The 18,764-nt window shown below is 50.7% G+C and carries 18 protein-coding genes and 6 pseudogenes; 11 read left to right on the top strand and 13 right to left on the bottom strand.

Translation table 11 applies throughout. The features are described 5' to 3' along the window. Window positions 1-2: 2 nt before the first annotated feature. On the bottom strand, window positions 3-1,931 hold the full coding sequence (thrS, locus tag AC2CGP_RS22130; protein WP_015367045.1) for a threonine--tRNA ligase: 1,929 nt from the start codon (window positions 1,929-1,931) through the stop codon (window positions 3-5). Between the two features lie 318 nt (window positions 1,932-2,249). Here thrS and AC2CGP_RS22125 point away from each other — a divergent pair. Then, window positions 2,250-2,678: pseudogene (locus AC2CGP_RS22125) on the top strand (SOS response-associated peptidase family protein). A 107-nt stretch (window positions 2,679-2,785) separates the two neighbouring features. On the opposite strand, the gene AC2CGP_RS22120 reads toward AC2CGP_RS22125, so the two are convergent. The 7 genes and pseudogenes from AC2CGP_RS22120 to AC2CGP_RS22090 all read right to left on the bottom strand — a co-directional run bounded on the left by AC2CGP_RS22120 (window position 2,786) and on the right by AC2CGP_RS22090 (window position 7,090). Continuing rightward, window positions 2,786-3,211: a hypothetical protein gene (locus tag AC2CGP_RS22120; protein ID WP_045367434.1), complete on the bottom strand. Its 426-nt coding sequence runs from the start codon at window positions 3,209-3,211 to the stop codon at window positions 2,786-2,788. Between the two features lie 13 nt (window positions 3,212-3,224). Then, window positions 3,225-3,641, bottom strand: coding sequence for a hypothetical protein (locus tag AC2CGP_RS22115; protein WP_047739865.1), 417 nt, complete (start codon window positions 3,639-3,641; stop codon window positions 3,225-3,227). 136 nt (window positions 3,642-3,777) lie between these two features. Then, a pseudogene (locus AC2CGP_RS22110) lies at window positions 3,778-4,377 on the bottom strand (recombinase family protein). A gap of 114 nt (window positions 4,378-4,491) precedes the next feature. After that, window positions 4,492-5,104: pseudogene (locus AC2CGP_RS22105) on the bottom strand (terminase); the annotation flags it as partial. Window positions 5,105-5,108: 4 nt separating this feature from the next. Further along, on the bottom strand, window positions 5,109-5,333 hold the full coding sequence (locus AC2CGP_RS22100; protein WP_047739866.1) for a class II holin family protein: 225 nt from the start codon (window positions 5,331-5,333) through the stop codon (window positions 5,109-5,111). A 153-nt stretch (window positions 5,334-5,486) separates the two neighbouring features. Beyond that, the gene (locus tag AC2CGP_RS22095) at window positions 5,487-5,816 is read right to left on the bottom strand and encodes a hypothetical protein (RefSeq protein ID WP_047739867.1); all 330 of its coding nucleotides are present in this window, start codon (window positions 5,814-5,816) and stop codon (window positions 5,487-5,489) included. A gap of 515 nt (window positions 5,817-6,331) precedes the next feature. Next, the gene (locus AC2CGP_RS22090) at window positions 6,332-7,090 is read right to left on the bottom strand and encodes a DUF481 domain-containing protein (protein WP_015705111.1); all 759 of its coding nucleotides are present in this window, start codon (window positions 7,088-7,090) and stop codon (window positions 6,332-6,334) included. Window positions 7,091-7,447: 357 nt separating this feature from the next. On the opposite strand from AC2CGP_RS22090, the gene pfkB reads away from it, so the two are divergent. The 3 genes from pfkB to AC2CGP_RS22075 all read left to right on the top strand — a co-directional run bounded on the left by pfkB (window position 7,448) and on the right by AC2CGP_RS22075 (window position 9,717). Then, entirely contained in the window at window positions 7,448-8,380 is a 933-nt protein-coding gene (gene pfkB, locus AC2CGP_RS22085) for a 6-phosphofructokinase II (RefSeq protein ID WP_045385832.1), read from the top strand. 86 nt (window positions 8,381-8,466) lie between these two features. After that, window positions 8,467-8,751: a type V toxin-antitoxin system endoribonuclease antitoxin GhoS gene (ghoS, locus tag AC2CGP_RS22080; RefSeq protein WP_213198231.1), complete on the top strand. Its 285-nt coding sequence runs from the start codon at window positions 8,467-8,469 to the stop codon at window positions 8,749-8,751. Window positions 8,752-8,856: 105 nt separating this feature from the next. Continuing rightward, window positions 8,857-9,717, top strand: a complete 861-nt coding sequence (locus AC2CGP_RS22075) for a fructosamine kinase family protein (RefSeq protein WP_015705109.1) — start codon at window positions 8,857-8,859, stop codon at window positions 9,715-9,717. Window positions 9,718-9,760: 43 nt separating this feature from the next. On the opposite strand, the gene tonB is transcribed toward AC2CGP_RS22075, so the two are convergent. Then, entirely contained in the window at window positions 9,761-10,501 is a 741-nt protein-coding gene (tonB, locus tag AC2CGP_RS22070) for a TonB system transport protein TonB (RefSeq protein ID WP_015367050.1), read from the bottom strand. A gap of 210 nt (window positions 10,502-10,711) precedes the next feature. Here tonB and AC2CGP_RS22065 point away from each other — a divergent pair, with 210 nt between their 5' ends. Together AC2CGP_RS22065 and AC2CGP_RS22060 are read left to right on the top strand one after the other, a co-directional pair. Next, complete coding sequence (locus tag AC2CGP_RS22065; protein ID WP_015367051.1) at window positions 10,712-11,008, top strand: YciI family protein; 297 nt, start codon at window positions 10,712-10,714, stop codon at window positions 11,006-11,008. A 160-nt stretch (window positions 11,009-11,168) separates the two neighbouring features. Beyond that, a pseudogene (locus AC2CGP_RS22060) lies at window positions 11,169-11,333 on the top strand (SOS response-associated peptidase); the annotation flags it as partial. Here AC2CGP_RS22060 and AC2CGP_RS22055 read toward each other — a convergent pair. Then, window positions 11,320-11,436 (bottom strand): annotated as a pseudogene (locus AC2CGP_RS22055) (transposase); the annotation flags it as partial. The pseudogenes AC2CGP_RS22060 and AC2CGP_RS22055 overlap by 14 nt on opposite strands. Before the next feature lie 193 nt (window positions 11,437-11,629). Here AC2CGP_RS22055 and AC2CGP_RS22050 point away from each other — a divergent pair. From AC2CGP_RS22050 to AC2CGP_RS22040, 3 genes are read left to right on the top strand one after another with little or no spacing between them, the layout of a single operon-like run. Beyond that, a complete protein-coding gene (locus AC2CGP_RS22050) occupies window positions 11,630-11,962 on the top strand; it encodes an SMR family transporter (RefSeq protein ID WP_171830396.1) in 333 nt (110 codons plus the stop codon). Between the two features lie 21 nt (window positions 11,963-11,983). Further along, complete coding sequence (locus AC2CGP_RS22045; RefSeq protein ID WP_126028785.1) at window positions 11,984-13,258, top strand: MASE1 domain-containing protein; 1,275 nt, start codon at window positions 11,984-11,986, stop codon at window positions 13,256-13,258. A gap of 2 nt (window positions 13,259-13,260) precedes the next feature. Beyond that, on the top strand, window positions 13,261-14,538 hold the full coding sequence (locus AC2CGP_RS22040; protein WP_126028784.1) for an HdeD family acid-resistance protein: 1,278 nt from the start codon (window positions 13,261-13,263) through the stop codon (window positions 14,536-14,538). A 104-nt stretch (window positions 14,539-14,642) separates the two neighbouring features. Here AC2CGP_RS22040 and AC2CGP_RS22035 read toward each other — a convergent pair whose 3' ends face one another. Continuing rightward, entirely contained in the window at window positions 14,643-16,196 is a 1,554-nt protein-coding gene (locus tag AC2CGP_RS22035) for an MFS transporter (protein WP_045362740.1), read from the bottom strand. A gap of 266 nt (window positions 16,197-16,462) precedes the next feature. On the opposite strand from AC2CGP_RS22035, the gene AC2CGP_RS22030 reads away from it, so the two are divergent. Continuing rightward, entirely contained in the window at window positions 16,463-17,644 is a 1,182-nt protein-coding gene (locus tag AC2CGP_RS22030; RefSeq protein WP_015367059.1) for an oligogalacturonate lyase family protein, read from the top strand. 2 nt (window positions 17,645-17,646) lie between these two features. Then, window positions 17,647-17,967 (top strand): cupin domain-containing protein, encoded by a 321-nt coding sequence (locus AC2CGP_RS22025; RefSeq protein WP_047040885.1) that lies wholly within the window; start codon window positions 17,647-17,649, stop codon window positions 17,965-17,967. A 393-nt stretch (window positions 17,968-18,360) separates the two neighbouring features. Here AC2CGP_RS22025 and AC2CGP_RS22020 read toward each other — a convergent pair. Together AC2CGP_RS22020 and AC2CGP_RS22015 are read right to left on the bottom strand one after the other, a co-directional pair. Then, window positions 18,361-18,466: pseudogene (locus tag AC2CGP_RS22020) on the bottom strand (transposase); the annotation flags it as partial. 84 nt (window positions 18,467-18,550) lie between these two features. Then, window positions 18,551-18,724: a YciY family protein gene (locus tag AC2CGP_RS22015; protein WP_086538044.1), complete on the bottom strand. Its 174-nt coding sequence runs from the start codon at window positions 18,722-18,724 to the stop codon at window positions 18,551-18,553. Between the last annotated feature and the right edge of the window lie 40 nt (window positions 18,725-18,764).

Genomic DNA, 18,764 nt, shown 5'->3' with positions numbered 1-18,764 from the left:
CCTTATTCCTCCAGTTGTTGAAGACTGCGGCTGCGAATCTCTTGTTGCAGCTTCTCGATCACTTCATTTACGTCCATGCTGCCGAGGTCTTTACCGCGACGGGTACGCACGGCCACTTTGCCGGCTTCGACTTCTTTGTCGCCACAGACCAACATATACGGGACACGACGTAAAGTGTGCTCGCGGATTTTAAAGCCAATCTTCTCATTTCTCAAGTCCGCTTTTACGCGAATGCCCGCATTTTGTAGTTTACGCGTCAATTCGTTAACGTATTCAGACTGAGAATCAGTAATATTCATGACCACTACCTGCACTGGCGCAAGCCAGGTTGGGAAGAAGCCAGCGAACTCTTCGGTCAGGATGCCGATGAAGCGCTCCAGCGAGCCGAGAATCGCGCGGTGAATCATTACTGGTACCTGACGCTCGTTGTTTTCGCCAACATAAGAGGCGCTTAAACGCTGCGGCAGGGAGAAGTCCAGCTGTACAGTACCGCACTGCCATGCACGATCGAGGCAGTCATACAGGGTAAATTCAATTTTCGGGCCGTAGAACGCCCCTTCGCCCAATTGATATTCAAATGGGATATTGTTTTCTTCCAGCGCCACCGCCAGATCCGCTTCCGCGCGATCCCAGGTCTCATCGCTACCGATACGTTTTTCCGGGCGAGTAGACAGCTTGACGACGATTTTCTCGAAGCCAAAGGTGCTGTACATATCATAAACCATACGAATACAGGCGTTTACTTCATCGCGAACCTGATCTTCAGTACAGAAGATATGCGCATCATCCTGAGTAAAGCCACGAACGCGCATCAGGCCATGCAGCGCGCCCGACGGTTCATTACGGTGGCAGCTACCGAATTCAGCCATACGCAGCGGCAGATCGCGGTAAGATTTCAACCCCTGGTTGAAGATCTGCACGTGACCCGGGCAGTTCATCGGCTTAATGCAGTATTCACGGTTCTCGGAAGAGGTGGTGAACATCGCATCTTTGTAGTTGTCCCAGTGGCCGGTTTTTTCCCACAGCACACGGTCCATCATGAACGGGCCTTTGACTTCCTGATACTGATACTCTTTCAGTTTCGAACGAACGAAAGTTTCCAGTTCACGGAAGATAGTCCAGCCATCATTGTGCCAGAACACCATACCCGGCGCTTCTTCCTGCATATGATACAGGTCAAGCTGTTTACCAATTTTACGGTGATCGCGCTTAGCGGCTTCTTCCAGACGCTGCAGGTAGGCGTTCAGCGCTTTTTTATCTGCCCAGGCGGTGCCGTAGATACGCTGCAACATTTTATTGTTGCTGTCTCCACGCCAGTACGCGCCAGCGGTTTTCATCAGTTTGAAGTGATGGCAGAAACGCATATTCGGTACGTGCGGACCGCGGCACATATCGATATATTCTTCGTGATGATACAAGCCTGGCTTGTCATCATGGCCGATGTTTTCGTCAAGAATAGAAACTTTATAGGGTTCGCCGCGCTTCACGAAGGTTTCACGCGCTTCGTGCCAGCTGACTTTCTTCTTGATGACATCGTAGTTTTTCTCGGCGAGCTCGTGCATACGTTTTTCGAGCGCGTCGATGTCTTCCTGAGTCAGGGTGTGGTCCAGATCGACATCATAGTAAAAACCGTTGTCGACAACCGGGCCAATGGCCATTTTAGTGTTCGGCCACAGCTGTTTGATCGCATGACCTAACAGGTGAGCGCAGGAGTGACGAATGATCTCCAGGCCGTCTTCATCTTTTGCGGTGATAATAGAAAGCGTGGAGTCAGTTTCGATCGGGTCGCAGGCGTCAACCAGCTCACCGTTTACACGTCCGGCGATGGTGGCTTTCGCCAGGCCTGGACCGATATCCAGAGCGACATCCATCGGGCTAACTGCATGGTCGAAATGGCGTTGGCTGCCATCAGGAAGCGTAATTACAGGCATTTTATGTCCTTATTTGCAGTGGTGCCCCGCACGAAAGAGCACATACAAAACTAAATAAATTAACTATATCATCAGGTTAGATGGCTTTATTTGCTTCACTCTGCAAACTGTGTACATCAGGATGTAAACTTCCTAAATGTACCTACCTTCGCCTGCTGATAACGAGCCTCAATAGTACACGCCCTTGATAAATTGTAAAAGCGCGGTAATGGCATTAACTGCACACTTTTATTGTGGACTTTATATATGAGTCCTTATTACCTCATTTCAACCCCTCTTCCCTCTTCTATACTTTCATTCTGACCACTGGAGGTTGATATGTGCGGACGCTTTTCCCAGTCAATGACCCGTGAAGATTATCTTTCCTGTCTTGTCGATGAAGCCGATCGCGACATCCCATACGACCCGGAACCTATTGGCCGGTACAACGTCTCGCCCGGCACCAAAGTTTTGCTTCTGAGCGAACGCGACGAACAACTGCATATCGATCCAGTTTTCTGGGGTTATGCCCAGGAGGTGGGATAAAACACCGCTGGTTAAGCACGTATCGAAACTGCAGACACTGGAACTGTCACCAAAAACAGCAAGGGAATAGATGAGGCAAAGTATTGAAGGGAAAGAGGCGGAGGAAATAGCTGCGGACGGTACTGCGCCCGCAGATAAGTTTATCTGGCATTCAGTGACGCGCGCCGCGGGTAATGTGAAGTGCCCCGACCTGAATTGATCGAGCCTATTGCTCACCATTGATTTTAAAACGTATTAATTGCATAAGGCTCCATGTTTACAGGGCTGCGTTCAATTTGACCAAAATTAATGCAATACCAGCAAGCATTGACAAACAGTACAATAAGTTTTTATTTATTTAAATCAACACATACATATGAATTACCATCGGTAATATTTCCTTCATTATCTGTATGAAACTCTTTTGCAACAGTCCCTAACTTCTCATCATGTGGAAGGTAAATGGCCAATGTGTCTGCTGCTGCAACTTTATCAACCTGCCCCTTCTGTCTGGTACTGTACATTAACATAGTAATATTTTTATCCTTAACCTCTCGTTGGCCTGAGTAAAAATAAAACAAACCTTCCTCAGTTTTTCCGCTCGTCGCCAAGGTGTTTTTTTGCACATTACCACTACTGTCTTGTATAAAACTGATTATTGGCTGAGCTTTTGTAGTATCAGCACCCTGTTCTATGCAAGATAAAGTGGCCGCCCCAGCTAAGCCTGCCTGGAGAACAAAAAGACTGGCAACTATTAATCTTGATGCATTAACCATAATGATTTTCCTATTATTTCTTACTATAGCTGTCTACCCACCCGGTAGAACCAATATGATGATATTCTAGGATATCACCTTTAAAAGTGATGTAGTTCTGGTCATTGCTAATGATTTTATACTTACACCCTCTGACATGCTCTGCTATTTCATAAACACTAGTAAACCCATCGTTTGCTCGCAGTGCATATCTGAAGCGATTACTAAAATCATCATTATATACAATCATCGTTCCTGTAAAGTATTTGACATTTACAGGTCTATATTCACCGATTACATTTCTGACCTTATTGCATTGAGACACAGCACTTGTCGTTGAATGTAATTTATTTTCAGAACTTACATTAGGCGAGAACAGAACCATACCTAATGATAAAGTCACTACCATGCATACTGCCGCAAACCGTTCAATATTTGCTCTTTTATGCATGTTATTCCCCTTAGCGAAAGGATTCTAATAATCTTCCAATAGTATATTATATAAGTTGTAAGTGAAATCCAGTTTTATCGAACCGGGAGTTTTTCAAGATGGTCGTGAAGCTCCATTATGGTCGGTTCAATATAAGCTATTGAGGCGACACATGCTCAGAGTATACTTTTCCAGGAATTCGATTTTCCGCTTGCGAAGGGAAATATTTATATATCGTCTTTACTCCAACACCGATAACATCAGCCACCTGCTGCCGGGTCGCCCCATTCCCCAGCAATTTTTGGCATCGTTCCAAGACCTACGGGGTCATTACCCGGCGGCGCCCTCCAACTCTCCCCTGTTCTCTTGCCGCGGCTAACCCTGCCCGGGTACGTTCAACTATCAGCTCCCTTTCCATCTCTGCGAGAGCGCTCATGACGTGAAAGAAAAAGCGTCCTGCCGGCGTACTGGTATCAATACTGTCGGTCAGGCTGCGAAAATGAATTCCTCGATCCTGCAGCTCTGATACCAACGTGATGAGATCTCGCACACTACGACCAAGGCGATCGAGTTTCCAGACAACCAGTGAATCTCCGGGCCGAAGGCGGCGAATAGCTTTTCTTAAACCAGGTCGTCTGGCGTTCTTCCCACTGGCGGTATCTTCGAAAATTAGCTCACATTCTGCGCGAACCAGTGCATTTTTCTGTAAATCGAGGTTTTGATCGCCGGTAGACACCCGCGCGTAGCCAATCAGCATTATGCAACCCTTTGAAATAGCTGATTGTAAATTGTGAGAATTGTTCGCGTAAACCTGGGTTCAAGCGAAGGGACAACTTTAGTCGTTGAGAATGAGGCGACCGTCGCCCAGTTATTCGCGCTTCATGTCATCGCCGAGTGTTTTCTCTTTTGGCGTAATACCAGGCCTTTTGACGCTCGCTGACGACTACTCCGTGCTTTGCCTCCACCTCAGCAAAGTATTCAACTAAGCGCTGAGGTAGCGACTCAACCGGGTCAATTGCGTAATGCGGATTCTTCCACCAGGAAAAGAAGAAGAACTTACAGTCGAGCGCGGATAGTGGCTTACCCTGCAGCAAGGCTTTTTCTGCCGTCTGGCAGTAATCGAAGAAGTAACCCGCCCGGCCTTCCGCTGTGCTCTCGATAGTAGCGAAGCAGCCTGTCGATACCGCCTCAAACGCACCAGTGACGATTTCACGGGCTTTGTCAGGATACTTGGCGCATATATTCCCGAACTCGGAAACATGCAGATAGCGCAGCGTACCGCCACAAAACGACGTGCTGACGTATAGCGAGCCGCCTTTCTTAAAAACGAGTTCGCCAGACGAATCGTTGCTGTCTGGGTTAGCCGCCTTTATCTCCGCCGGCAGTTTGTCGTATGCATACTTCACCTTTTCCTGAAACAGGCGCTTTGCATCATTCAGTGTGTGGGTAATCAATGCGCACATCGCCGATTCAAACAACGCCGCAATCTTATTCCTGAGCGTCGGGTTCATCTCTGCTCCTGCTTCGTCGGTTGTCTTCGTGTATTTTGAAATACAAATTCGTCAGGTACGTAAGTACGGCAATGACAATGCCCGCCAGCACGCCGATGGCATTCCACTGCTCGGGGCTGTAGGCATTAAGCATGCCATTCAGGATGCTCCCGGCTGAAGCGCCATAAGCAGCACCAGTGGTTATCTTTTCCATGCGATACATACTCTCACCTTGCGTAGTTAGCGGGTGCTGTATGTTTGAAAGGATGAGGACCGTCGGGTTGATTTATCAACAATGCTCGTCGCAGATGATTCCCGCGGTCCTGAAAATAAAAAAGGCCACGCAAAAGCGCAGCCTGGTTGGAGATGGAGTGTATTATTCAGTGTAAGGCTGACATGAAAAATTTATGACACCCATTTTTTCGCTATACATGGTGAGAGGCACAGGAAAACTATCCATTTGAATAAATAACGCGTACTTTTCGCCATGGGTAACCCGACCAAACATCAGAGTATCTTTTCCATTTGAATCGTCAAATCGATCAACATAACGGAAGACTGCACCGCTGATCGTCACTATCTGAGATGTACCATTTACCAGTGCAGAGATTTTGGTACCAGCCTTTGTACTGCATTCTAACCTAACTAGTGGATTAACATCTTGAGTGGGGTCCAGACCAGAACTACCCGCCGCTGATTGAGTCACGTATTTTCCTTTAGCTTCCGATATACGCTCATCTAAAGTTTTCTGAACGCACCCACTTGCAGAAAGTACAGCAAAGAACACAAATAAAACTCTAAAAATCACAAAAAATCACCAAATATGAAAACAAATATATATTTTTTCATATTTAATTAATTTCAACCAGAAACTATAAGAGTTATATCGTAGATGGCCCTTGCAACACGGTATTATAGTTTCATTCAGTACATCTCTACCCAAGAGCCCTGCCCGGATCGCAGGCATAAAAAAGCCCAGCACGATGGCGAGGCTTGGTGTTCTGATAGATCAAACGCAAATATGGGACAGAATCGTCTACCGGGGCGGGGTCAGCCCAATTCCCGCTTAAACCACACGGTTAATTAACCGATCAATTACCTGAAATGAAGAGATAAATACCACCACCGCTAAAAAGCGAAATGAAAAAATCATCCGTTATAGTGAGTATTCATACCCGGCAGGAAATAACAGGAATCAGGCCGGTTGCCCGGCCTGAAAAATTACATTTTATAACCGAGCGATAAGGTGGTGCGGCGGTCGGTATGCTCCGGCGCCGAAGCCGGCGGCTGCGAGTTCCACGTCAGGTTATAGGCGACACGCAGCGCAAAGTGGGCGTTGATTGCCACATTTAATGCGCTTTCCGAGTTCAGCGTCGTGTCTTCAGCGCCGAATACCGAAACACCTTGAGTAAATTTGGCGTTATCGGTCATCTGCCATGCCCAGGTGCCGGAGGCGTACCCCAGCGGCTGAGTTTCGTTATCGCCATCGGTATACTCGTCGTAACGCACGCCCGGACCAAATTCAAAACGCAGGCTGTGAACCGGGCCGTTGAGGATCTGGCGACCATAACCGGCAGTCAGCACGTCGCGCTGTTGATAGCCGTTGTAGCGATCGGTCAGCCAGCTGGCCTGGCCAAATACATAGTTCATATCGGTCAGGTTATAACGACTACGGCCGCCCACGGCATATTTCTCCGAAGAGCGTTGATCGTTAGAGGACGTGTTGCTCGCATTGCCCCACAGTGACCAGGCCGTGGTATCGCCGTACCAGGTCAGCGTGGAGTCAGCGGTCATTGAGGAGCTTTTCGTGTTGCCGGACTGAGCGAGATAACCCGCATTCACAGCACCTTCGAAAGGTTTTTTGGCAGTGGAAGGGTCATCCATGACGGTAAAAACGGAATCATCGGCCAGTGCGTTTACAGACGCAAAAAGCCCCCCCGCCAGCAATGCCGCTGCGGGTACTGTCTTCAAAAGCTTCATTATAACTCTCTAAAATACATATCTTCAGGACAGTACAAATGATGAATGGACCAGCGATCCCTTCATTTAATTTAGAGTCCGTACAACATTTAAGGAGACCAGGCAGGTCCCGGAAACTTTCGCGAGGCGCGCTGAATGCGAGTCCTAAGAAAGGCGCTTGATTATAAAAAAGCACGAATAACTTAGCAATCAGTTGCTATTTCGTTTTTTGAATAAGACGGTTCCCAAAACAATCTTTATTTCATAAAGATAAAAACCCAGACATCTTTGTAAATCCATCGTCCGCCCCGCTTCCCCTCACTCCATTTCGGTGCCATGCTTAAAAAAGCAGCTTTATTCGTATTAAGGAGGAACAGGATGACCAAAATTTATACGCTCACGCTGGCCCCATCACTCGACAGCGCAACGCTGACGCCGCAAATTTACCCCGAAGGCAAATTACGCTGTAGCGCACCGGTATTCGAACCTGGAGGCGGCGGGATCAACGTCGCCCGGGCCATTACCTTTCTGGGTGGTAAAGCGACGGCGATTTTCCCGGTTGGGGGCGCCACCGGCGAGCATCTTACCGCCCTGATGGCAGACGAGCAGGTCCCGGTCGAAACAATAGAAACTCGCGACTGGACGCGGCAGAACTTACATGTGCATGTCGATGCCAGCGGTGAACAATATCGCTTTGTCATGCCCGGCGCGGCGCTAACCGAAGAGGAGTTCCGTCGCCTGGAAGAGAAAGTGCTGGCGATTGAGCCCGGTTCGCTGCTGGTTATCAGCGGCAGCCTGCCTCCCGGAATCAGCGTCGAGCATCTGACTCAACTGGTAAAAAACGCGCAGCAGCACGGGCTACGTTGCATCATCGACAGCTCCGGCGATGCGCTGGCCGCCGCGCTGGATGTCGGCAACATCGAGCTGGTCAAACCGAACCAGAAAGAGCTTAGCGCGCTGGTACAGCGCGACCTCAGCCAGCCTGACGACGTGCGTAATGCCGCGCTGGAACTGATCCGCTCCGGAAAAGTACGCCGGGTTGTGGTTTCGCTGGGTCCGCAGGGGGCGCTGGGAGTTGATGCCACCGGCAGCGTACAGGTGGTGCCGCCACCGATGAAAAGCCAGAGCACCGTTGGCGCGGGTGACAGTATGGTCGGCGCAATGACGCTACGTCTGGCGGAACATGCCTCGCTTGAGGATATGGTCCGCTTTGGCGTTGCCGCTGGTAGCGCCGCCACGATTAACCACGGCACCCGCCTGTGTTCATTAACCAACACGCAGAAAATCTACGATTACCTGTGTGGCCGCTAGTATCGCCCCCCTTCACCCGGGTGAAGGGGGTCAATTCGCTACCATGGTCTATGCTAGAAATTCCATGCATAACAACAGAGTGAAAAATGAGCAACGATATTACCGCGCACGTGATCACCGTTAAGTTCCAGGAACAAGCGCTGACTGAGATTAACGAGCTCAGCAATCATTTCATTCGCGCAGGTTTCGTCCTGACGCTCAACGACGATGATGGCAAAACCCATGATTTAGGTACTAACACATTTGGCCTGCTGAGCGCACAAAGCCCCGAAGACGTTCGGGCATTAAGCGCAGGTCTCGCGAAAGCCGCTTTAGGCAGGCCGGCAGAGATCGCCATCATCACATTTAGCGAATGGTTAAAAGCTCAATAAGTGCGATCGCCATCGTGGAAGACGTCAGTTGTGCGTTAGCTCGAACTTTACGGCCAGGTTATACGCTAACCTTATGATATGGTGGAAAACATGGGGAGAGACAGCATGTGGCAAGCTATTAGCAATTTGTTAAGCGAGCAGCACACTGACGGCGCTGAAATCGAACTGCGCAACGAGCTACCCGGCGGAGAGATCCATGCCGCCTGGCATTTACGTTTTGGCGGAAAAGATTATTTCGTCAAATGCGATGAACGCGAACTGCTCCCCATTTTTACCGCGGAGGCGGACCAGCTGGAGCTGCTCTCGCGCTGTAAAACCGTCAGCGTTCCACAGGTTTTTGCCGTCGGCAGCGACCGGGATTACAGTTTTCTGGTGATGGAATATTTGCCGCCGCGACCGCTGGACGCGCATAACGCGTTTCTGCTTGGTCAGCAAATCGCCCATTTACATCAGTGGAGCGACCAGCCGCAGTTTGGCCTTGATTTTGACAACGATCTGTCGACGACCCCGCAGCCGAATGCCTGGCAGCGCCGCTGGTCAACGTTTTTCGCTGAACAACGCATTGGCTGGCAGCTGGAGCTAGCGGCGGAAAAAGGACTGCACTTCGGCGATATCGACAACATTGTCGAAAGTGTACAGCAGCGGCTCAGCAGCCATCAGCCGCAGCCTTCTTTATTACATGGCGACTTGTGGTCCGGGAACTGCGCGCTAGGGCCCAATGGGCCGTATATTTTCGATCCGGCATGTTATTGGGGCGATCGCGAATGCGATCTGGCAATGCTGCCTCTGCATCCGGAACAACCGCCGCAGATTTACGATGGCTATCAGTCGGTCTCGCCGCTGCCCGCTGGTTTCCTTGAACGGCAACCGATTTACCAGCTATACACTTTACTTAATCGGGCAATTCTGTTCGGCGGTCAGCACCTGGTCACCGCGCAAAAAGCGCTCGATGAAGCCCTGCAATAGGCGTAAAAAAAGGCCCTCAAAAGGGCCTTTTTCATCAGCGAGCTTAATCCATTTTTACGCCGTTTAAGCGGAATTTGATATTCATCGTCAAACCAGTGCCCGGCCTGCCTGCCTCGTAGCGCCATTTGCGCATCGCGGTTTTGACATCACGCTCAAACATATTGGCCGGCTTCGCAGAGAGTATCTGGATATTCTCCACCCGACCATCGGCGGTGACATCAAATTTCACGCGCACGTCACCTTCAATACGCAGCGCCTGCGCACGTTGCGGGTAAGACGGGTCGCCGCGTTTCAACGCTTTAGGACCGCTCGGCGCGGTGGTCATCGGTTTTGCCGTTGCCGCCGTGGTACTCGGGGCAGTACGCGCAGGCGCCGTATTGTTATTCTCAAACGGCGAGACCGGGCGCGGCTCAGCGGGCTTCACCTCGCGTTTCGGCTCGACTTTTTTCTCCGGCTTAGGCTTTGGTTTCGGCTTGGGTTTGGGCTTCGGCTCCGGTTTGTGGATAACCACTGGTGCCTCTTTTGGCGGCTCAGGCACCACTTCAGGCTCCGGTTCCGGCTCCGGTTCAACAACGGGTTCAACGACCGGCTGCGCCGCCTGCGGAGGCTCTAAATCCGCCGGCGCCACCATCGTGATTTCGATTGGCTGTGAAGGCGAAGGCTTTTCAATAACCTGATGTACCGAGGTATAAAGCAACCCCGCCACAACGGCACCGTGGATAGCCACGGACAGCAGCGTTGGCCACGGAAAGCGGCGAGGTAAATCAAGGGTCATTGCGCTCATAGTCGTTTCTGTTGAAAAATGATGCCCTGATTTTAAATGCAAATAGCAATCATATTCAATAAGACGTGTTATCTTGCATCAAATTTTGCCTCGTTTTGTGGAAAAAAACCGGCGTGCCGTGGCATGCTAAAGGCGTGCGCATCTTACATTGCTGCCCATAACGCTTTCACGTCACGTGATTTGCCTATTTTTTGATTAAGGAGCCTTGCCGTGCTTTACGTCATCTACGCAGAAGATATCGCCGATTCTCTGGAAAAACGCCAGGCGGTGCGCCCTGCCCATCTGGCGCGCCTACAACTATTACATGATGAAGGCCGTTTACTGACCGCAGGCCCGATGCCCGCGGTGGATAGCAATGAACCTGGCGCGGCAGGATTTAGCGGCTCAACGGTTATCGCAGAATTTGAATCGCTGGAAGCGGCGCAGTCCTGGGCCAACGATGACCCCTATATCGCCGCGGGCGTCTATCAGCACGTCTCGGTGAAACCTTACAAGAAAGTATTTTAGTTAAGCAAATTAGCTAGTTAATATCAGTAAGATATACCAATCATAATATAGCGATCATTCTGTAAAGGACGCATTTAGGTACACTAAGTGCAGAATGGTCGCCCTTCCTTGGATCCTCGATACGTCTTCTATACTTTAAGTCTGACCACTGGAGGTTGATATGTGCGGACGCTTCTCCCAGTCAATGACCCGTGAAGATTATCTTTCCTGTCTTGCCGATGAAGCCGATCGTGACATCGCATATGACCCGGAGCCGATTGGTCGATACAACGTCGCGCCCGGTACCAAAGTTTTGCTTCTGAGCGAACGCGATAGAACGTGGCATCGGAAATGCCCTGCTTACCGCAGACCTCCGGCACGGACGTCTCCAGTTCAGCCTGCTTCAGGGCAAAAACAATCTGTTCTTCGGTGAATCGTGACTTTTTCATCGGCACCACCTCCGTTCAGGGAGTGTAGATCATGACGGCATTCTGTTTCTGAATGGTGCAGGATTTCGGGTCAGGGCCACAGCCGCAGTGTTCATGCAACCCTTCGTACCGGTATTGATCAACAGGTGGCCAATTCCGGGTTTGTTTCCTATTTTTTAAACCAGAACCCTTTCTTTAAGGCAATGAGGTCATGCTGAACACGTGGATCATCCTGATTTTGGCCATCGCGGCCGAAACCTTTGCAACAACCATGGTCAGAGCATCAGAAGGATTCACACGCCTGCTTCCTTCCCTTGGGGTCGTCGCCGGTTATGCCGTGTCATTTTACGGACTCTCTCAGGTCGTTAAGGTCATGAATCTGGGGATCGCTTACGCGATATGGGCCGGCCTGGGCATCTTTCTTGTCTCCATTTTTTCCTGGTTTCTCTTCGGCCAGAAGCTTGATCTTCCCGCCATTGCAGGGATGGGCTTGATACTGTCGGGGGTGGTGGTCATTCAGCTGTTTTCCTCCACCGTCACGCACTGATATTACCTGCAGGTACTGGATATGCCGAAACGTATACAGATTGCAGAAAAAAACTATCTTCCTGCCCTCATTATCTGGCCCGTCATTTATCTTATTCTGGCATTTATCTCTCTGAAACTGGACGATCCGCAAAATCGTGTAGCGATGGTCTGGTTTCCTGCCGGTGCTGCTGTCAGCGCTTTCCTTTCTCTGCCGCGACGATTCTGGCCCGCAATGTATATCGTGCTCTTTGCTGCCCGCGCAGGGATGGATCTGCTGATGCGCCATTCTTCGGAAACATCCCTGATACTTTCCCTGATTTCAGTCAGTGGTGACGTTACAGTAGCGCTGGCCGTACAGCACTACAGTCGTGGACAGGATGATTTTCGTAAGGTATGTGTCTGGCTAATCAGTACTCTTATCATCAGCGCGCTGGCTGGTATGGCCGCAGCAGGATGGCTGTCTTCGCGTCATCCCGTGTCTTTTGCGGATACCACTGCTTTGTGGTGGGCGGCAAATGTCAGCGGCAACATCGTCGCCACTACCATACTGACAGGTCTGACATGGGAGCCAGCCCGGAAGGCAACGAGGGACGTCGTAAAGACCCTCGCCAGCGTGCTGTTGGTCGCGGTGATTGCCATACTCATTTTCTCTTCCCCTTCCGGGGAAGAGTCCCGGGCGGGGCTCATTTACGGACTGGCCTGCTTGCCGGTCCTGTTGACTGCTGTCGTCCCGGTCATCGCCGGTGCCCAAGCCGGCGCGCTGGCTTTTCTGGCACTGAGCATCGTTGTGGTTTCCTTTTCATGGCACCAGACAGGCCCCTTTTTTATTAATGGCCTGGATCCGGGCGAACCGCTGCTTCTCGCTCAGGGATACCTGTCCGGTACGGCCATCCTGACTATCTTTGTCCGGCTGTTACTGCGGTTGCCGGATAAGCTAAACGGTCCGGGGCGTAAGCAGATGCATCACGAAGAAACCGCCTTTCGCATGGATATCCGAAGTGGCCGGATCGACTGGGATCTGCAGGGAACACCGGTGCTGGCAGATACGGTGGCACACCTGCCTGACAGAAAAATCCTGCTCCAGAGCGTGGATACTGCTGTCAGGCAACAGTTAACATCACGCTGGGAACAGGCGATCCGCGGCCTGCCCGTAGGCGGATCGTTGATATTTCGGCTTACATTGCCGGGAGATGAGCACGTACTGATCTGCGAGCGGGGACTATTCTTTTTGCCCGGTACAACAGGTGGATTCCTCGTCGGATACTGGTTACCCGCCAGTGGTCCGGTTTCCGTTATCCGTCCGGAGGACCACTGAATATGCTGCAGATTGCACTGCTTTTATGCGGCCGACGTTTTATCGGTGGCAACCGGTACCTTCTTACTGCTGCAGGTCTGATGTGGGGTCTTTTCGGTTTTCTGGTACTGGCGGACGGTATGCTGGGAGCACGCTATTTTCCGCTCGGACTTTTTGGCTGGTTTCTTTTGTGCGAGAGTCTGTTAACGCTTGTTGCGTCATCCGGTGCCACCGGGGCTAAGCGAGGAATTTATCTGTTTAAAGGTGGGATTATTGGAGCCGTGGCCCTGCTTATTCTGTCAGGATATTCAGGCAGTAATCTCCTCCTGGCTATCATACTGGGATTTATCTGTTTGTTGTCCGGCGCTTTTCAGGTTGCTGCCGCCTGGGTGGTTCGTTATCCGTACTGGAGACGCGCGCTGGCTGGCGGGATGTGTCAGATCCTGTATGCGGTATTCCTTTTCCAGCCCTATCCCACTCATCATGATGGAACGGTTCCTCAGTTCATCGGGGCGCTGATGCTGCTCAGTGCCGTTGACTGCATTCTGCTTGCTTTTCGGCTCCGAAGTCTGGCCCCGGGGGTGACTATTTTTGATGTCCAGTCTCCGGACAGCACAGGATACGCGCCGACAAATACAGAACCACAGCATCCCTGTCAGGAAGAAGTGGCGTTGGAAGCGACAGAGCTCCGGGTTCTGGTCTGGACACCGGAAGGTTCTGCTACCCAGGACACTCTCCCCCGGCCAGTGATGAATCGCTATATTGCAGCAGTGGATTCTGCCGGGGTCATTTCTACCGGACATGCCGCGCTGGAGATGCAGGATATCTATATCAGTCTTTACCCGGCAGTGGATATAGATCGGTCCCCTTCGGAGTTTTTTCGCACACTCCGGGCCGTACGGGAGAATAATGTACCCGGAAAATTTCAGGACAGTTACGCATCAGAGTCCGCCGCCTGGTGTGAAGCCGACAGACAGGTTTGTTTTCATACTTTCAACGCGGTATCACTCCGGGCATTCGCTACATACTATCGCCGCCAGGAAATATATAACCTTACCTGGCGAAATTGCTCCAGCAGTGTGGCCTACGCACTTGAAGCCGCGTTAGATGGTGTGCTGTGCAACCGGAGCGGCTGGTCAGTTTTTTTACGGCTCTTTTTGCAGCCGGAGCTCTGGATCGCAGCACAACTCCGCCGCCGTGCCACTACCATGGCCTGGACTCCCGGGCTGGTTCTGGATTATTCCCGCGCATTGCACGGGCTGGTTCATCCGGCCAGACTGAACTGGTTTCGCAAACCATGAGATGCGACAGCGTCAGGAAAAGGTGCTCCTTCCGGGGGGTAGAAGAAACATCACCGGCTTCTGACTCCGCCTCCCTTCCGAGCCCTGACAGAAACCGGTATACCTCAGGGTTGTCGGGTCGTGCCGACAAGTGGTGTCCTGTCAGGATGCTTGTTTCTGCCATCGCAACAGACGGTACTGTTACCCCAGCATTGTTCATACGGAAAACCGATCAGGGCTTCCATGACGGCACGAACATCCGCTGTGACATGTGAAATCTGGCCACCAGCCCGGATACGTGCCACCTCAGCAAGCACCACCAGATGTGCCTTCCGGTTCAGCTTCATCTGCGCGCTGAAATAAATCCCCGCGAGAGCCAGTGCAATCACACCGACGCAAAAGACCAGCGCAATAGCCATTACCGCACTTTCCGGCTGGGTTTGCGATTTAGACTGGAATCCATAGAAACTCAGGATCGCTCCCATAGTAAACACAATCACAGAGCGCACAAGTTTACCGGAGAAGGTCATCGTGCCGGCATAGATCCCCTCACGGCGGCGTCCGGTAAAGACTTCGTCAACATCAGCGAGAAAGGTATACACAGTCCAGGGAATGTAATACACCCCGCCCGTACCGATCCCGAAGACAACGGTAATCGCCAGCATCGCCGCAGTGGCATACTGTTGAGGTAGGTGGAAAAAAAAGAGCGCGGCATAACACAGTACGGAAAAAATAACGATACCCAGCGCAAGTATATAGGGCTTGCTGAACCCATGTTTTACGCAGATAGCAATAAAAATAGCTGTGGAAAAGAGCTGAAGTACGGAGTTCAGGCTGCTCAGTCCGGATACCATGGTCGGATCATACTGCAGGACAAAAATGATAAAGTAGGTAAAGACAGAAGCAAACAGCCACTCTGCCCCGAAGCCGCACAAATACATACCCAGATGTTTGCGAAAAACACGCAGTGAAAAAGTCGATCTCATCTCCCTCAGCAATGCCAGCATTGCATGGCTGAGCGTGGTGTTTTCTTCACTTTCCGGCGAAGCATCTGCGGCCGGGCGCTCCCACGAGTAATACCAGAGTGTCCCCATCGCCACACATAAAATCACCCCATATGTCAGGGCGGTGTAAAAAAATGGGGTGGCCGATTCTTTACCGTAAACAAGAATGAACTGGCCCGGAATGAAAGCGGCGAGAAAGTTGGCTACTTTACCAAAAATAGCTTTAAAACCAGTGAGTTTAGATCGTTTCGCGAAATCTGCGGTCATTTCAGTGGCGAGTGTTTCATAGGGCACCATGACAGAGGTGTAGATCAACTCAAACAACACATAGGTACAAAGGTAATACCAGAAACCAAATCCATCGATCCACAGCAGGGGGTAGACCATCATCAGGGGGATGCCCAGCAGAATGAAGAACCGGCGGCGGCCAAAGCGTTTACCGAGACGCGTTTTGCCGAAATTATCTGAAATATATCCCATGAGCGGATTGCTGATGGCATCAATAATACTGGCAACCGAAAAAATAGCCGAAGCCTGCAGCAGTGTCAGACCACAAAAGGTGGTGTAAAAGTAAAGTAACCAGATACCGGCAATAGCCAGTGCCCCGCTACCCAGCAAGTTACCCCCTCCATATGCGAGCTGATGCCTGAAAAGAACTGGTCTTTCTATCTTCATAACCCTGCCCTTTGTTATCAAACAAGAAACGAAATAGCGTTTTAGATTTTATAAGACTGTGTTTTATAGTCAGGATAGCCGTAAAGAAAGGTGAGTATGTTCACATTAAAAACATTGCTAAGGGCGCTTCTGAAGAAATTGTGACCGGGGTTACATTTCCATCATCGGTACTGGACATTCCCCCTCGACAGAAAAGATACTTTGTTTTTATTATTATGAAACACAATTTCATAATAAAATTTCCTTCTGTAATGCAGGGGCTAGTAATGGCTAAGGGTTCAACGATTCAGTTACATTTTCACCATTTCAGTGACCCGCATACCGGGGCTCGGATAACGCGTCTGACACCACCAGATGTGATATGTCATCGCAACTATTTCTATCAAAAAAGCTTTACACGTGACGGCAGTAAACTCCTGTTTGCTGCTGAATTTGACGGTCATCGCAACTATTACCTGCTGGACCGGCAAAAACAGACCGCCGTTCAACTTACACACGGTCGTGGTGACAATACTTTCGGTGGCTTTTTGTCGCCCGACGATCGCAGCCTTTATTACGTGAAAAACGAACGGGAATTACGTCGTGTCAGTCTGGATGATTACAGCGAACATACGATCTATACGGTACCGGAGGAATGGGTTGGCTATGGCACCTGGGTAGCAAACAGCGAATGTACGCGTCTGGTCGGTATCGAAATTGCCCGTGATGACTGGACACCGCTCACCGACTGGCAAAAATTCCGGACGTTTTATCTGCGTCGTCCGCATTGTCGCCTGTTGCAGGTGGATCTGCATAACGGTTCCACGCGGGTGATCCATGAAGCGAACGAATGGCTTGGACATCCCCTCTATCGACCTTACGACGACAGTACGGTGGCATTCTGTCATGAGGGACCTCACGATCTTGTGGATGCACGCATGTGGCTGGTCAACGAAGACGGGAGTAACGTACGCAAAGTGAAAACTCATGCGCCGGAAGAAAGCTGTACCCATGAGTTCTGGGTACCGGATGGTTCCGCACTCCTCTACGTTTCATACCTTAAAGGTCATTCCGAGCGTTACATTCGCCGCTTCTCACCACAAACCGGAGAAGACAGCAGCCTGATGACAATGCCGGCCTGCTCACATCTGATGAGCAATGCCGATGGCACGCTGCTGGTGGGTGATGGCTCGGGTACCCCGGTGGATGTACAGGATACCTCAGGGCATGTCATCGAAAACGATCCCTTTCTCTATCTCTTTGACACCCGAACCCGCCGCTATGCGCCACTGGCGACACATCAGAGTTCCTGGCAGGTGCTGGACGGCGACCGGCAGGTTACCCATCCGCATCCCTCTTTTTCACCCGACGACCGGGACGTGTTATTTACATCTGATTTCGAAGGCCTGCCGGCCCTTTATCTTGCACAAATACCGGATACTCTGGTCAGTTCACTTGGTAAGGAGTAACTATGTTTATTTTTAGGGACGAGACTTCGGAGGAAGATCTCGGTAACGGAGTACGCAGGCGGATTCTGGCGCACAGTGGTTCGCTGATGGCGGTCGAAGTACATTTTGAAAAGGGTGCTATCGGGGCACTCCACCGGCATATTCACGAACAACTGACCTATGTGCTTTCCGGGCGCTTTGTGTTCACCATTGGCGATGAGACTCGTGAGGTGAAAGCCGGTGACACACTCTACAAACAACCGAATATCATACACGGTTGCGAGTGTCTGGAGGCCGGTATATTGCTGGATACTTTTACGCCACAGAGAGAGGATTTTCTGTAAGAGGCATGGTTTGACGTGGAGTCAGAGGAACCTGTAAAGAGGGGGAGAAGCCAGTGTGTAAGTATCCCGCATAATCGTGCCATTCATAAATGCAAAATGACGAACGGCATCGCTATTCTCTGCGCAGGTCCTGCAGCAGTGTTCCGTATTCCGCGTGAATGACGCTGGAAAATTCACGAATGTAAGCCACCGGGTCCGCTGTCTTGTGCCTGTCCGGTATCACGCACTTGCGTTAACCATAGACGCAGCCAGACTCAAGCCAGAACTGTTTGATCTGCCCGGTCAGCATCTGGTCTGTCTGGAGACGGCGGATCCCGGCCTGAGCATCTGACTGTTCATTATGAGTGGAAGAATCCGGACCGTACTTCTTTATCCAGGCCTAAAGATTGTGAGTGGTGATATCGAGACGTGTTGCAACACTGGAAACAGAATGACCACGATCAACAACCTGTTTGACTGCTTCAATTTTAAACTCTTCAGAATAACGCTTACCGCTCATGGGCACCTCTCTTTAAGTCATCTTCAGTGACCCTGAGGTGTCTGTTAAACCCGCGGCGATTCACGGTGCCTTTAATTTTTACTCTCAAAATTCAGAGAAGGTGAACAGCAAAGCATGACGCTGCCGTTTTACCAGGCACTTCCTGATTGAAAGAATCCGCATGTTGCGGCGCGATTGGGCTTCCAGCCAGCGCGATTTACGGCGACTTACTTGTCTAAGCATGCGCCAGCGCCCTACTTCCGTTCTACTACGCTTCATTGCTACTACTCTACGAGTGAAAACACGCCCCATTATAAAC

Source organism: Klebsiella sp. SYXHC3 (assembly GCF_057196925.1).
This window is presented reverse-complemented; position numbering and strand designations above follow the sequence as displayed.

What these genes read in the sequence shown, in the direction of transcription:
- thrS (WP_015367045.1), bottom strand. Translation starts at nt 1,931, where the DNA reads ATGCCTGTAATTACGCTTCCTGATGGCAGCCAACGCCATTTCGACCAT.
- AC2CGP_RS22120 (WP_045367434.1), bottom strand. Translation starts at nt 3,211, where the DNA reads ATGGTTAATGCATCAAGATTAATAGTTGCCAGTCTTTTTGTTCTCCAG.
- AC2CGP_RS22115 (WP_047739865.1), bottom strand. Translation starts at nt 3,641, where the DNA reads ATGCATAAAAGAGCAAATATTGAACGGTTTGCGGCAGTATGCATGGTA.
- AC2CGP_RS22100 (WP_047739866.1), bottom strand. Translation starts at nt 5,333, where the DNA reads ATGTATCGCATGGAAAAGATAACCACTGGTGCTGCTTATGGCGCTTCA.
- AC2CGP_RS22090 (WP_015705111.1), bottom strand. Translation starts at nt 7,090, where the DNA reads ATGAAGCTTTTGAAGACAGTACCCGCAGCGGCATTGCTGGCGGGGGGG.
- pfkB (WP_045385832.1), top strand. Translation starts at nt 7,448, where the DNA reads ATGACCAAAATTTATACGCTCACGCTGGCCCCATCACTCGACAGCGCA.
- ghoS (WP_213198231.1), top strand. Translation starts at nt 8,467, where the DNA reads ATGAGCAACGATATTACCGCGCACGTGATCACCGTTAAGTTCCAGGAA.
- AC2CGP_RS22075 (WP_015705109.1), top strand. Translation starts at nt 8,857, where the DNA reads ATGTGGCAAGCTATTAGCAATTTGTTAAGCGAGCAGCACACTGACGGC.
- tonB (WP_015367050.1), bottom strand. Translation starts at nt 10,501, where the DNA reads ATGAGCGCAATGACCCTTGATTTACCTCGCCGCTTTCCGTGGCCAACG.
- AC2CGP_RS22045 (WP_126028785.1), top strand. Translation starts at nt 11,984, where the DNA reads ATGCCGAAACGTATACAGATTGCAGAAAAAAACTATCTTCCTGCCCTC.
- AC2CGP_RS22040 (WP_126028784.1), top strand. Translation starts at nt 13,261, where the DNA reads ATGCTGCAGATTGCACTGCTTTTATGCGGCCGACGTTTTATCGGTGGC.
- AC2CGP_RS22035 (WP_045362740.1), bottom strand. Translation starts at nt 16,196, where the DNA reads ATGAAGATAGAAAGACCAGTTCTTTTCAGGCATCAGCTCGCATATGGA.
- AC2CGP_RS22030 (WP_015367059.1), top strand. Translation starts at nt 16,463, where the DNA reads ATGGCTAAGGGTTCAACGATTCAGTTACATTTTCACCATTTCAGTGAC.
- AC2CGP_RS22025 (WP_047040885.1), top strand. Translation starts at nt 17,647, where the DNA reads ATGTTTATTTTTAGGGACGAGACTTCGGAGGAAGATCTCGGTAACGGA.
- AC2CGP_RS22015 (WP_086538044.1), bottom strand. Translation starts at nt 18,724, where the DNA reads ATGAAGCGTAGTAGAACGGAAGTAGGGCGCTGGCGCATGCTTAGACAA.